The sequence below is a fragment of the Photobacterium aquimaris genome (assembly GCF_002954455.1).
In the GTDB taxonomy this organism is placed as follows: domain Bacteria; phylum Pseudomonadota; class Gammaproteobacteria; order Enterobacterales; family Vibrionaceae; genus Photobacterium; species Photobacterium aquimaris.
The window spans coordinates 1,147,170-1,160,685 of the sequence record NZ_MSCC01000002.1 but is presented as its reverse complement, the minus strand read 5'-3'; the positions used below and the strand labels follow the sequence as shown (position 1 = coordinate 1,160,685).

Annotated in this window: 15 protein-coding genes; 10 read left to right on the top strand and 5 right to left on the bottom strand. The window is 36.3% G+C overall.

Annotation, left to right across the window (positions count from 1 at the left end; genetic code table 11):
- Positions 1-371 precede the first annotated feature (371 nt).
- Entirely contained in the window at positions 372-665 is a 294-nt protein-coding gene (locus BTN98_RS15920) for a hypothetical protein (RefSeq protein WP_129583722.1), read from the top strand.
- 227 nt (positions 666-892) lie between these two features.
- Positions 893-1,957 (top strand): L-asparaginase 2, encoded by a 1,065-nt coding sequence (gene ansB / locus BTN98_RS15915; RefSeq protein WP_060998415.1) that lies wholly within the window; start codon positions 893-895, stop codon positions 1,955-1,957.
- A gap of 77 nt (positions 1,958-2,034) precedes the next feature.
- Here the strand turns inward: ansB and BTN98_RS15910 are convergent, their stop codons facing one another.
- Entirely contained in the window at positions 2,035-2,817 is a 783-nt protein-coding gene (locus BTN98_RS15910) for a DsbA family protein (protein WP_060998416.1), read from the bottom strand.
- A 280-nt stretch (positions 2,818-3,097) separates the two neighbouring features.
- On the opposite strand from BTN98_RS15910, the gene aphA reads away from it, so the two are divergent.
- Positions 3,098-3,817, top strand: a complete 720-nt coding sequence (gene aphA / locus BTN98_RS15905; RefSeq protein WP_060998474.1) for an acid phosphatase AphA — start codon at positions 3,098-3,100, stop codon at positions 3,815-3,817.
- An 84-nt stretch (positions 3,818-3,901) separates the two neighbouring features.
- Here aphA and BTN98_RS15900 read toward each other — a convergent pair whose 3' ends face one another.
- Positions 3,902-4,258 (bottom strand): DUF333 domain-containing protein, encoded by a 357-nt coding sequence (locus BTN98_RS15900; protein ID WP_060998475.1) that lies wholly within the window; start codon positions 4,256-4,258, stop codon positions 3,902-3,904.
- Between the two features lie 265 nt (positions 4,259-4,523).
- Between BTN98_RS15900 and arfB the strand changes: the two genes are divergently transcribed.
- The 3 genes from arfB to BTN98_RS15885 all read left to right on the top strand — a co-directional run bounded on the left by arfB (position 4,524) and on the right by BTN98_RS15885 (position 6,529).
- Positions 4,524-4,937 (top strand): alternative ribosome rescue aminoacyl-tRNA hydrolase ArfB, encoded by a 414-nt coding sequence (gene arfB / locus BTN98_RS15895; RefSeq protein ID WP_060998417.1) that lies wholly within the window; start codon positions 4,524-4,526, stop codon positions 4,935-4,937.
- A gap of 166 nt (positions 4,938-5,103) precedes the next feature.
- On the top strand, positions 5,104-5,547 hold the full coding sequence (locus BTN98_RS15890; protein WP_060998418.1) for a hypothetical protein: 444 nt from the start codon (positions 5,104-5,106) through the stop codon (positions 5,545-5,547).
- 94 nt (positions 5,548-5,641) lie between these two features.
- Positions 5,642-6,529 carry an aspartoacylase gene (locus tag BTN98_RS15885; protein ID WP_105030038.1) on the top strand — a complete coding sequence of 296 codons (888 nt, stop codon included), beginning with the start codon at positions 5,642-5,644 and terminating at the stop codon, positions 6,527-6,529.
- Between the two features lie 82 nt (positions 6,530-6,611).
- Here the strand turns inward: BTN98_RS15885 and BTN98_RS15880 are convergent, their stop codons facing one another.
- From BTN98_RS15880 to BTN98_RS15870, 3 genes are read right to left on the bottom strand one after another with little or no spacing between them, the layout of a single operon-like run.
- Positions 6,612-7,385, bottom strand: coding sequence for an ABC transporter ATP-binding protein (locus BTN98_RS15880; RefSeq protein ID WP_060998420.1), 774 nt, complete (start codon positions 7,383-7,385; stop codon positions 6,612-6,614).
- Positions 7,385-8,431, bottom strand: a complete 1,047-nt coding sequence (locus tag BTN98_RS15875) for a FecCD family ABC transporter permease (RefSeq protein ID WP_060998421.1) — start codon at positions 8,429-8,431, stop codon at positions 7,385-7,387. Before BTN98_RS15875 ends, BTN98_RS15880 begins: the two co-directional genes overlap by 1 nt.
- A complete protein-coding gene (locus BTN98_RS15870) occupies positions 8,431-9,582 on the bottom strand; it encodes an ABC transporter substrate-binding protein (protein ID WP_060998422.1) in 1,152 nt (383 codons plus the stop codon). The genes BTN98_RS15875 and BTN98_RS15870 overlap by 1 nt, the downstream gene beginning before the upstream one ends.
- 301 nt (positions 9,583-9,883) lie before the next feature.
- Here BTN98_RS15870 and BTN98_RS15865 point away from each other — a divergent pair, with 301 nt between their 5' ends.
- The 4 genes from BTN98_RS15865 to BTN98_RS15850 all read left to right on the top strand — a co-directional run bounded on the left by BTN98_RS15865 (position 9,884) and on the right by BTN98_RS15850 (position 13,434).
- Positions 9,884-10,585: a DNA alkylation repair protein gene (locus tag BTN98_RS15865; protein WP_060998423.1), complete on the top strand. Its 702-nt coding sequence runs from the start codon at positions 9,884-9,886 to the stop codon at positions 10,583-10,585.
- Positions 10,586-10,713: 128 nt separating this feature from the next.
- Positions 10,714-11,364 carry a DNA-methyltransferase gene (locus BTN98_RS15860; protein ID WP_060998476.1) on the top strand — a complete coding sequence of 217 codons (651 nt, stop codon included), beginning with the start codon at positions 10,714-10,716 and terminating at the stop codon, positions 11,362-11,364.
- A gap of 50 nt (positions 11,365-11,414) precedes the next feature.
- Entirely contained in the window at positions 11,415-12,341 is a 927-nt protein-coding gene (locus tag BTN98_RS15855) for a LysR substrate-binding domain-containing protein (RefSeq protein WP_060998424.1), read from the top strand.
- Positions 12,342-12,732: 391 nt separating this feature from the next.
- Positions 12,733-13,434, top strand: a complete 702-nt coding sequence (locus BTN98_RS15850) for an SH3 domain-containing protein (protein ID WP_060998425.1) — start codon at positions 12,733-12,735, stop codon at positions 13,432-13,434.
- Positions 13,435-13,516: the final 82 nt, after the last annotated feature.

Genomic DNA, 13,516 nt, shown 5'->3' with positions numbered 1-13,516 from the left:
TAGCGACAAGCATATAAAAGATGGCTAGGATACAGTAAAACCTTTGTTAACCCCTTATAAAAAGTGATACTCAAAAACCTTGTGAGGTTAATTTATACAGTATTGATAACATTGCTTAAATAACGCGCCGAAAATGTAAAATAAAAAATCATTATTAATAAATTCTAACATATCTGTATATCAGTATATTTAATCTTATCGATAGTTAATAAGTAACCATAGTTTGGGTTTGGTTATTTAAAGGCGTTTTAAGATGATATCTATAATGAATTGATAATATATATAACGATTTGATCAATTAACATTCGTTTCATGTGAGTGTTATCTTTTATGTGATGAATAAACTTTGCTGAATATCGAGTGCCTATTTTGTGTCTACAATTAAAGGTAATTATTCTAACGAGGGGCATGCCTTTATGTTTTATGCCAGTTGTCATCAACGTCAAGATCAAGCACAAAATGTCAATGATATTGCTATTTTTGAGCAACCGTTACCTAAGAATATGATTTTGCATTCAACATTTGTTTATATCGAGGAGGGGTATTTTCAGTGTTTATGGGAAGCGAGTGATGTTGATATAATTCAACAATATATTACAACGACATTAGGGGATGTATGTTTGCATGATTATTATAGTGTAGATCCGATAACAGCTATTGCATAATCGATTCAGCGGCCATAGTAATGCGTGGTCTGATATATAAAATATAAATAAGGTTTTGTTGTGTAAGTGTTTGTATTTTGTTGTTTTTTATGGGCGAGGTTACTCTTGTGTGATTGTGGTCACTAGGTGTGTGCATAAACAGTGACATTTAGCGCAAAAATATATTCTATTCATAATATCATTCACGCCATAAATAAAGTTTAACAATATGACTTATGGTGTAAGTAATGAATAAAAATCCTATTGGTGTAGCAATGCTAATTGCAGGTTTATGTGCAAGTTCGTTGGCTATTGCGGCTGATGACTTACCTAATATTAAAATATTAGCTACAGGTGGAACAATCGCTGGCGCGGGTCAGTCAGCAACAGAATCAGCTTATACATCAGGTCAAGTTGGAGTTGATTCATTAATTAAAGCAGTACCTGCAATGACTAAAATTGCAGATATAACCGGTGAGCAAGTGGTTAATATTGGCTCTCAAGATATGAATGACCAAGTATGGCTGAAGTTATCTAAGCGTATTAATGAATTACTTGCACAAGATGATGTTGACGGTGTTGTGGTAACACACGGTACCGATACTATGGAAGAAACGGCCTATTTCCTCGATCTGACGATTAAAAGTGATAAACCTGTGGTGCTCGTTGGATCTATGCGTCCATCAACAGCCGTCAGTGCTGATGGTCCTGCTAACTTATATAATGCTGTTATTACCGCTGTTGATGAAGACTCAAAAGGGCGTGGTGTATTGTTAGCAATGAACGATACAGTATTAGATGCACGAGATGTTACCAAAACCAATACTACAGCCGTTGATACCTTTCAATCACCAAACTTTGGACCGCTAGGCTATATTCACAATAACGATGTTACCTACCAACGTGCGGCAGAGCGTCATCATACGACAGCAACGCATTTTGATGTATCCAAATTAGCCAGTCTACCTAAAGTAGGGATTGTTTATAATTATTCAAATGCATCGCCATTACCGGTGACAGCGTTAGTTAACGCAAAATTTGATGGTATTGTCAGTGCTGGAGTCGGTAATGGGAATATGTATAACGCTATTTTTGATGAATTAGCAAAGGCAAGTAAAGATGGAACCTTGATTGTGCGTAGTTCTCGAGTGCCTACAGGATCAACGACATTAGCTGCAGAAGTAGATGATGCAAAATATGGTTTTGTTGCTGCGGGTACACTTAATCCACAAAAAGCACGAGTTTTATTAATGTTGTCGCTAACTCAAACTAAAAATTATCAAGAAATTCAACAAATGTTTAAGTATTACTAAGTGTATTTATAAGCGAAAAAACACAACAAGACATATACCTGTCTTGTTGTGTAATACGGCCTTATGTGAAGCCACTATTATTTAGTGCTTGCTTCTACGTCTTTGATTGCTTTAGCTAACGCATCCGGGTTATAGCCATTAATAATATGGATATTATCTTCGGTTATGTTGCTACTTGGCATAACAATCAGTGCTGGTGTGCCTTGGAAGCCTAGCTTGCTAAATAACTCAAAGTTATTCGTAAAGGTATTGTTAGCATTAAATTTAGACACATCAACGCCAACGCTGGTAGCGATAGTATTGATATCTTGTTTGGTTAACTTACCTTCATCTTTACCTGTTGCAAATACAGCGTTATGGTATTTAGCATAAGTGGCACCACCTTTTTGCTGGTAGATCCAATTACCCATATCAGCGGCATATTTTGAAGCTTCCCAACGAGATGCGAAAATAGGTGTTTCTTTAAAGATGAATTTCACATCTGGATTTTTAGCTTCTAATTGCTTAACAGTATCTGCAATCTTAGAACAGTACATGCATTGATAATCAAAGAACTCGATCACATTGACTTTTGCATCTTTAGGACCAATAAAAGGTGTTGTTTTATCTTTTAGAAGTTGGTCAGCATTGGCAATAACAGCTTGTTTAGCATCATTTTGTTGAGCTTGCATTTGTTGTTGTTGCAATGTCTGTGAAGCTTTTACTAATACCTCTGGGTGGTTAATAATATATTGGCTAGCAATTTGTTCAATTTGTGCTTTTTGTTGAGCCGTAAACTCGCCATTGTTATTAACTGTTGTTGTTTCATTACAGCCAGTAAGTAATGCACCTAGCATAATAGGTAGAAGCAGTTTTTTCATTTTATTATCAATCACTATAAATATTTATTGGGTTAGAGTAATAGTAGAATAAATTAGTTCAATCTGTTTCAGTAAAATGTTAGTTCTTAATAATTATAATAGCGCGTATGACAATTGTTTTATAAATATGATGACGTAATTGACGTGTATTATTTTGCGTTTACTTTTTATGGAACTTATATTCCAAATAATATATTGATTCAATGTGATAATTATCACGTTATCTATGGAATTGAATCGTTAAATTATATGCACAAATATTATAGTGACCGATTATAAAATGAAAAAAACATTTGCAGCACTTACAATTTCTTCTTTATTAGCTTTAAGCCTTGTTTCTTGCTCTGCAATGGCAGCACAAAAAGTGACTCCTCCTGATACGGGTTATACAACTGTTCAGTTAGCTCAGATGGGTCAACCTAAGAGTGTAGATTGGGTAACTGTTAATCAAATTGCTCAGCAGCTTAAAGGTAAGCCGCCAATGGCCGTTGGCTTTGATGTTGATGACACTGTATTATTTAGCTCTCCTGGCTTTTATCGTGGTCAAAAAGAATTTTCTCCAAACAGTTTGAGTTTTTTAAATAATCAGAAATTTTGGAATAAAATGAACTGTGGCTGGGATAAATTCAGCATACCTAAAAAAATTGGGCGTGAATTAATAGCAATGCACCAAAAGCGTGGTGATGATATTTACTTTATTACCGGTCGCGATCCATCTAAATGTGAAATTACCACTCAATATTTAAAAAATGTTTTTGGCATCAAAAACATGCATAAAGTTATTTTTGCTGGTACAAGTAAAACAACTAATACTAAAACACCGTATATAAAAGCAAATAATATTAAAATTTATTACGGTGACTCAGATACTGATATTACTGCAGCACGTGCTGCTGGTGCTGTTGGTATTCGTGTAATGCGCGCCGCAAATTCAACTAACCGTCCACTTGCTAAAAATGGTGATTATGGCGAAGAGGTTGTTGTTAATTCTCAGTATTAATTACAGTTTTTGAATTTAGTTTAGTGAATATAAAAATGCTCAATCTATGAATAATAGGTTGAGCATTTTTATATAGCATATTAATTAATATACCTTCGGGTGTTTGGGTTTTTTCTTACAAGTACCATTATAAAATTTCTTTAAATCACAGCTTGTGCCTTGCTTATTAAAGTGACAATTAGAGCCAATTGCTGTGCCTTTCTGCTTTACGCAGTATTTGATCCATTTCTCTTGTTTTGGTTTTGATGATGAACACTGACCCTTCTGAAACGCCCATTCATCGCACATCTTTCCGCTAGGTAAACGGCAATAACCTTGACCATCAACAAGCACTGATTTACCGCCATGGTTAACACAGTAAATAGAAGCGGGGTTACCGTGAGGCATTGCAAAAGCAGAACTTGAAACGATTAGTGATACTAAAAATAGTAATTTTTTCATGGAATAACCTCGATGTTGTTTGTGAATCAATAACAATGCATCGATCATAATTAAAAACACCGTTCAAATGTCAATGAAATGCAAGCTTTGTAAATAGCATTAATGGATTGTGGTTATTTGTTAATGGAATCAGCCGTGTATCAACAGAAAGAAATTAATAACGATAGAATACAAGTGAGTGTTTACTTGTAGATTGGACTGATTTGAGCAATCTATGTGGTAATATAAGATTAATATAAATACAGTGTTGAAGGGGTAAATATCGATGCTAGTGATTTCTAATTCAGTCACCTTAGGTGATTGGGAGATTGAATTAACCGCAATTCGAGCTCAAGGTGCAGGTGGGCAAAATGTTAATAAAGTATCAAGTGCTATCCACCTACGGTTTGATATAAATCGTTCATCACTGCCTGATTTTTATAAAGAACGTTTACTGAAGCTATCTGATAGTCGTATAACGAAAGACGGTGTTATTGTGCTTAAGAGTCAGCAACATCGAACTCAAGAAATGAACCGTGAAGAAGCATTGTCTCGATTAAAAGAATTGATTCAAAGTGCGATGGTGATCCAAAAAGCACGTCGAGCGACGAAGCCCACTAAAGGTTCGCAAGTACGAAGAATGGATAAAAAAAATCAACGTGGTAAAACTAAACAACTGCGTGGAAAAGTGCAAATGTAGCTGTGAATAAGCGCCATAATCACCACTGTTAGCGTAATAAAATATTTTTGTGATATTGGCTGCATAATCACCTTAGTTGTTAGTCGCTGCTGTGGCTATCTATTAATATCTGACAATATTATACGGCGGTTAACCGTAACATTTGCTAATCAGTTGGTGAACAAGGATGTTTGAAAAAAAGACCTTACAATTATTACAATTGTTTTATCGAGAAACAGAACGTGTACGTTTATTGGATGTTGATCAATTACCACCATTAGGTATTGAATTACAGCAAGTGATGAATCAATGGCTTGAGACTAAACGTAATTTTCAACGTGATGAAATATGCGAGCAGTATTGGATCAAAACCTGTAGTGCGGGCTATATCACCGAATTACGGTTACATGCTGATGGCTCTTTAGATGAATATACACTGTTTAATCGTATGCATACTCAAGGACATTGGCAGTTAGTTGATGGGGTTATTGAAATTGAAATAATCAAAGGAGATAACCGTTATCGTTGTGCTGTATACGCTAATCGTTATGTTAATATCCATTCCGCTATAGAATATAAAAATGAACAATTGCATTCCTATTTGAAATTGGCTCAAACTCGACCAATTTAGGGATATCTAATAGCTTTTTTGTCTGATAAATACACTTCCAATAGCGATTAAATTCAGTACACTAAAATGAATGACTGAATATTAGGACACACGGATGAGTAAAATAAAAACAGTAGCAGTGGTTGGTGGCACTCACGGTAATGAATTTAGTGGCATTTACTTATTACGTAAATGGCAGCAATCAGCAGCATTAGCACGTGATAGTTTTAGCGTTGAAACAGTATTTGCAAACCCTAAAGCTCATAATGATAACAAGCGTTATATTGATCATGATTTAAACCGTCAATTTAGTTTGGCTGACTTAACCAATAATGAGCTAGCTAGCTACGAACAAAGTCGAGCCAAAGCAATTAATCAACAAATTGGCCCTAAAGGGGACGCTAAAGTTGATTTTATTATCGATTTGCATAATACCACCAGTAATATGGGTCCATCGTTAATTTTATTGCAATCTGATCGCTTTAATCGCCAATTAGGCGCGTATGTAAAAATGCACATGCCTAATGCCGTGATTGTACTAGAGGATCATACTTCCGTTGAGCAGCATCATTTCTTAAGTTCAATTGCACCTCAAGGGGTGATTGTTGAAATTGGTCCTCAACCTCAGTCAGTGATCCGTCAAGATGTGCTTGATTGGATGGATGAAATGACCCAGCATATTCTTGATTTTGTGCACTTATATAACACCGATGAGCTATTACCGTTAATTCCAAGTTATGAAGCTTTCCGTTACCACGAAACGCTATCATTACCATTAGATGAACAGGGGCAACGTATCGGCATGGTGCACCGTTCTGTGCAAGATAATGATTTTGAACCGCTGCACAGTGGTGATCCAATCTTTACCTTGTTTGATGGTAGTGAGGTTTTCTGGAAGGGGGATTATGAAGCCTTTCCACATTTCATCAATGAAGCGGCGTATTACGATAATAATTTAGCAATGTCTTTAGCGAAGAAAGTCGTGATAACAACTCAGGATTAATTGTTGCTATCAAATTTGTATTAAAAAAGCCTCTATAAGCGCGGTGCGAATAGAGGTTTTTGCATATATTAAGCGTTAATAACTAAGTACTAATAGATTCTATATTACCAGATGACTTAACTACCACAATCGGACGTTCATCAATAATTGCCACGTGCGCATCAACATCAAATACTGCAGCAATTAACGCTGGAGTAATGGTTGTAATCGGAGCGCCATAAGCAAAAAGCTGACCTTGATGCAATGCAGCAACTTTGGTTGAATATTGAATGGCTAAATTAAGATCATGGATAACCATCAATACACAAGCTTGGTTTTGTTGAGCGTATAGTTTAACAAAATCAAGTAACTTCATTTGGTTATGCATATCAAGTGCTGATGTTGGTTCATCAAGAATAAGCATTTTAGGTTGGTTAACTACCGCTTGCGCGAGTCCTACCATTTGGCTTTCACCGCCAGAGAGTTCAGTACAAATCTTATTAGCTAAATGTAAAATACCCATTTGTTGTAATAACTGTAAGCTTTTCTCTGCACTGTTTGCTTTGGCAAATAAAGAATGCGACCCCATATTGAGGGTGGTAATTAATAACTCAACCACTGTGATGGTGGCTGAAATACGGTGATCTTGGGGTAAATAGCCAATATTATCTAAACTCAATGGCTTATCGTGTAATAAGATCTGCTGTGAATGCTGATTCAAATGTTGGGTGATATGCCGTAATAAAGTTGATTTTCCAGCGCCATTTTTACCAATGATGGCCACCATTTCTCCTGCAGTAATCACTGGTAGTGATAATTTATTTAGAATCGTTTTATCACCAAATGCGACCGAAATATTATTAATAGTAAGAGCCATTAAAAACGCCCACCTTTTTTAATGATCAAATAGATAAAGAAAGGAATACCAATGATCGACATTACTACCGTTAACGGCAGAATAATGCCCGGCATAATGCTTTTACTGGCGATAGAGGCGAGCTCAAGTAACACAGCACCGACAAGACAAGATGCAGGCAGAAAATAACGTTGATCTTCGCCTAATACCATACGAGCAATATGCGGTGCAACTAATCCGACAAAACTAACAGCGCCAACAAATGAAACCGCGAGAGAGGTGATAACAGATACTAATAATAGGGTTTTGATACGCAGCCGCTTAACGTTTATTCCCATTACTTGAGCACGTTCGTGACCAATTTTAAGGGTTGATAATTGCCAAGCATCTTTCATCATAATCAACAGCACAATCGGTAACACAATCGCAAGCACGGTAATTTTTGCCCAACTGCCACGATCAAGAGATCCCATTTGCCAGAATACTAATGTTTGTAATTGGGTTTCGCTGGCAACATATTGCATCATGGTCAGTAAGCTGTCGTAAGCAAACATCACCGCAATACCAAACAGCATTACCCCTTCAATAGAAATTCGCTTTACTGATGAAATAGCAGCAATTAAAAATGTGGTTAATAAACACATAATAAATGCCATCAATGCGATTTGATATTGGGCAGGCACGAAGGGGATCGCGATGACATGAGTGATCACCAATGATGCGCCAAATCCAGCCGCAGCCGAGACTCCAAAAGTATAGGGATCAGCTAAAGGGTTATTTAATGTGGTTTGCATTTGTGCGCCTGCTAACGCTAAGGCGGCCCCGATTAAGGGCGCCATTAGTGCCATTGGCATTCGAATATTCCACACAATAATTTTGCTGGCAATATCACTGGTTTGAGGATGAATCAGGGCGTGAATAACTTGAGTAAAAGTCAGTCCTTGTGAACCAATAAAAATATCAGCAATGACACACACAATACTCAGCACTAACAAAATAGCCAGCGCCACTTTCTTGTTACGGTTACGAGTATTGTGGGTGTTTAACTCAAGTAACAATGCGCTCATTATTGCATTGCCTTAAAGTTATTCAGGCCAAAGTCGCCACTGACAATACGATGCCCAAATTGCTTATTCATTTCTTCAAAAGTTTGTTGTGGGTGTAAGTCTTTAAATACGTTTGGATGGATCCATTTCGCAAAATATTCCATCGCGACTAAGTTATAAGGTGAATTATAAAATGGCATATAAATCGAATAGACATTCTTGGTTTGATAAGCACTAACAGCTTGTAACCAATCACGATCCATTAATGCTTTAGTGGCTGTTTTTATCGCAGTAGAATTCGGGTTATAACCTAATGGAATGCCATGAGTTGGTTGGCCTTTATCGTTAATCCAACCTGTGGTCTGCATTATGTATACATCAGGACGAGCGGTAATCACAGTTTCTGATGACATCTGACCTGTGATTGCACCTTTGAGTGGTTTATCTGCAATGTTAATCGCTTTTAAGAATGGGATGTAAGCACCCATATTACCGCCAGCAAAGGTACGACAACAAGAATCACTGTAACCGGCTGCACGTTCAATAAATACTCGTTTAGGGGCTAGGTTCGAGTGCTGAGCTAGGGTTTGTTCGAGTGCAGTAACGTGATCGAGATAGTAGTGCGCGAATGTTTGTCCTTGTGCTTCTCGGCCAACAGTTTTAGCCACTGTTTCTACCGATTTTACCGTATTCTTGATAGGGTTTTCACGAAAATCAACTGCAATCACTTTAATGCCTGCCGCCGCTAATTTTTTTAATAAACCGTTATCTTGAGCTAATTTAATATTAGATAAATCAACGATAAATAAATCTGGTTTAGGGTTTAAATTAATGAATCGTTCTGCATCAAATTCACCTGACTTTATGAGGCCAATTTTTGGTACGTGTTGTAGTGAAGGATAGTGTTTTACATAGTTAGCATACATGCTTGGTGCGGAAAATTGCATATCATCACGTGCAGCGACAAGATGCTTAGCAGCGTCTTGTTGATAGATGATTTCAAGTAATGGAAAAATGCGACTGGTTGATAGCGCAATATTTTGTGGCTGGTGGTCAAAGGTAATAGTACGTCCAGCTACGTCAGTTACTGTAACAGGGTAGGTAGCAGCAAAAGAGGTCAGTGGACAAAGAGTAGCTGCACAAATTGTAAGGATTTTTAGCTTAATTTTCACAACGATACCTGTAAAGAATGATTTTTACGAATACTAATGAGAATGGTTATTATTTTGAACTGCAATAGGTGCAAACTTACAATTCAAATATAAATGCGTGTAGTTATCATTATTGTTATTGTTATTGCTGTAAATTAATTGAAACCGTGATAAATGATTTGAGATTTAGGTCGCAATATGAAAAAGTCGAGGAACTTATTTTTATAAGCTAAAAAATACAACAATATTGATTATAAAAAAGTTATTACCATTACTAGCATTAATGCTCGGCAGTAATGAGAAGTAACAAAGAGGAAAGACTATGTCATTAGTTATACCAATGGTTATTCTTATGCAGCAGCACCTAGTCGCAGCTGGCAGCACACTTGTTGCCAAAAAAATGCAGTATGATTTGAATATTCGACAGCCTTTCTATGGCGTTAGTCCGGAAAAACGCCATAAAATATTCAAACTCGCGCAAGCTCATACCACGATTAACAACATCGAGGACTATCAGCGTTTATTATTATGGTTATGGTCGGGTATTTATCGAGAAGAGCGTTATTTAGCTTTAGATGCAGGTGAATATTATACCGATTATCAAACATTAGCATCTTTTGATATTTACCTTGAAATGTTAGATGCGGCTGATAATGTCGATATTTTAGATCGCCTTGCGAGTAACTTGATAGGTAAGGTGATACTACAACATCGAGATTTAGAACATTACCTTATTCAATGGCGTGAGTCAGATAACGTATGGCTGAAACGAGCATCATTACTAGCACATTTACATCATCAGCAACAAACCAATGTAACCTTATTAAGTGAAACTATTTTATATCTTGCTGCTGATAAGTCGATGTTAGTTCAACAAGCGATGGGACAAGTATTAAATGCCTACAGCCAAATTGATTTTGATTTTGTTGATAGTTTTATTAAAAATAATATCGCGCTATTAACGCCGTTGTGTCGACGTGAAGCAAGAAAACTCACAATGATGGAAAATAGCACAGTTAATTAAAATTACCGCTGTTTAAAGGCTTGTTACTATCTATATTGTGCTTTTTTTGCTAAAACACGTAACCAAATTAACGCCTCATCGATGGTATGCAGGCGTTATTATTTCTATTGTTTAGTGTGGGTTTTTCAATGCAATTACATCAACAAGATGCAGTCGAATGGCTGTCTTCATTAGCGGATAACAGTATTGATCTGTTGATCACTGATCCTCCGTATGAATCGTTAGAGAAGCATCGGAAAATAGGTACAACAACCCGCTTAAAGAACAGTAAATCATCAAGTAATCAATGGTTTGATATTTTCCCTAATCAACGATTTGAGGCATTATTAGAACATGCTTACCGTGTATTAAAATCTAATAGCCATTTCTATTTGTTTTGCGATCAAGAAACCATGTTTTACATTAAACCGATTGCTGAACAAGCCGGGTTTAAATTTTGGAAACCGATTGTATGGGACAAAGTCGCAATCGGTATGGGTTATCATTATCGTGCACGTTATGAGTTCATTCTTTTCTTTGAAAAAGGTAAGCGTAAACTATCAAACTTATCCATTCCTGATGTGCTTGAATTTAAACGTATTTATCGTGGTTATCCCACAGAAAAACCAGTACCACTGCTTGAAACGTTAATAGAACAAAGCTCTGTTGCTGGTGATATTGTGGCAGATCCTTTTTTTGGATCAGGTTCAACCTTAGTTGCTGCGCAACGCTTACAACGTCAAGCATGGGGAAATGATATCTCAGACGCTGCTCATCAACATTTGCGTAGCAGAATATAATTATGGTGATGGTCGTAACTAGATTTAAATGTTTGATAGGAAAGTAGTAGATGAAAAATTTTGATATAAATTTATTACGCATATTGAATGTCTTGCTAGAAGAGCAAAGTGTAACGGCAGCTGCAGCGCGACTGCATTTGAGTCAATCTGCTGTCAGTAAGCAATTGGCTAAATTACGCCAAACATTTGCAGATCCTTTGTTTGAACGTACACCTTATGGTTTACGACCAACGCCTAAAGCACTGTTATTATCAGACTCTGTGTATGATATTTTACAGCGGGTTAATCAGCTGACACGGGCTGAAGCGTTTGATCCAGCGCTGAGTCAACGTCAGTTTCATATTGATCTAGTAGAAACTGCTTATTCATTAACTTATCCTCGTTTTATGCCACAACTGCTACAGCAAGCGCCTGACATTAGTTTATCTAGCAAAACCTGGAATGACGATAGTTTACAGCGTTTATTACGCTGTGAAATTGATTTTGGTATTGGTATCTTTGAATGGGATGAGCGTTCATCAAGTCATTACCGTCATGTACCGTCATCATTAAATTATATTGAGTTAGCACGTGACTATCCAGTATGCTTAATGCGTAAAGGCCATCCCGCATTGAGTGAACCTTGGAGCCTAGATGTGTTTTTAAAATATCGTCATTTACAAGTCAGTATTGGTGGGCTAAAGCGATGGTTATTAGATGAGATTTTAGCGCTTGAACATAAAAAACTTGATAATGCCGTTAATATGACCGATTGCTATGCCGCAATAAAACTGTGTGAGCAAAGTGATTTATTGATGTGTTACCCTTCAGTATCGGCATTAGCAATGATTGAGAATACCGAACTTGTTAGCCGTCCTATTCCAATTGAATTAGAACCCGGTGGCTACCTTTTATTGTGGAATAAACATTTTGATTTAGATCCTAGTCATCAATGGTTACGGCAGCTAATTACTGATGGGATGGGAATAACAAAATAAAGCCATACAAATGAAAAATTAGTGACCATTTTCAATAATATAAGCCTCTAGAATATTAAGTATAACGGCGTATCTTATTCACATAGATTGTTCTTGTTTTTATTAAAAGAGACTGAAGTTCAGTTCTATCGTTATATGTTAGTGATAGAACTTTTATTTGTGTTTTGTGAATAAATAGTAAACTTATAAAAATGAAATAACTATGCTATTTTTTAAAAATGTATTTTTAAATAGTTAGATTGCATTTTAGTTTTATTTTGTTGGCTATTAGAATACGAATATTCATTTTGGATTCATTTTTATTGATTAATATAACAGACATTGATTACGTTATTTATACATCCAGTTTTTTTAATTACTTTTAAGTTATAAATACACATCAGAGGTTGATATGAAACGTTTAGCGGTGGCAATTTCAGGTATCATTGCTATTACTTGTTTAAGTACAGCAGCATGGGCTGATTCTAGTATCAAAACGGTCAAGGTTTATGAAAAACCAAGTGTCACTTCTCCTGTTGTAGAAACAATAAAATCAGATGTGCAATTAATTACTATTTACCAAAATAATGGTTGGGAAAAAGTAGGTGATACTACTAATGGTAATACTGGTTGGATTCAAAGTGTTGATCGACAAATGCTGGCTAAATCTAATACTAAGGTTTTACCCGATCAAACAACCAATACAGTAAAAACTAAAGATGGTGAAAAGAGTGTCACTAAAGGAGTTCTTCAAACACCACAAGGTCCGTTCCATTATGAAATTGTGCAGTTCCAAGGTAATGGTCATAACCAAAAAGTGAATAAGACATTTTTTGATGCGATGCAAAAGCAACAGCTTGAAATGAATCAAGCATTTGCAAATTCTTGGAATACAATGGGTAACCCAAGTGATTTTAATACTATGCAAGCTAATATGACGAAGTTGATGCATCAGCAGCAACAGCAAATGTTAGCGATGCAGCAACAATTTAACCAAGCGGGCATAACATCACCAACGCAGGTTAAACTAAATACTCATGTTGTAACTCCTGCAAAAGATACAGCAGCAACTGCGACTACACCAGCAGATGTGGCGACAACAACGACTAAATAAAATCATTGTATTATCCAGTGAAATTTAGTGGATAATATAATCTGACTAACCCTCTATTAATATTCTAATTAATAGAGGGTTT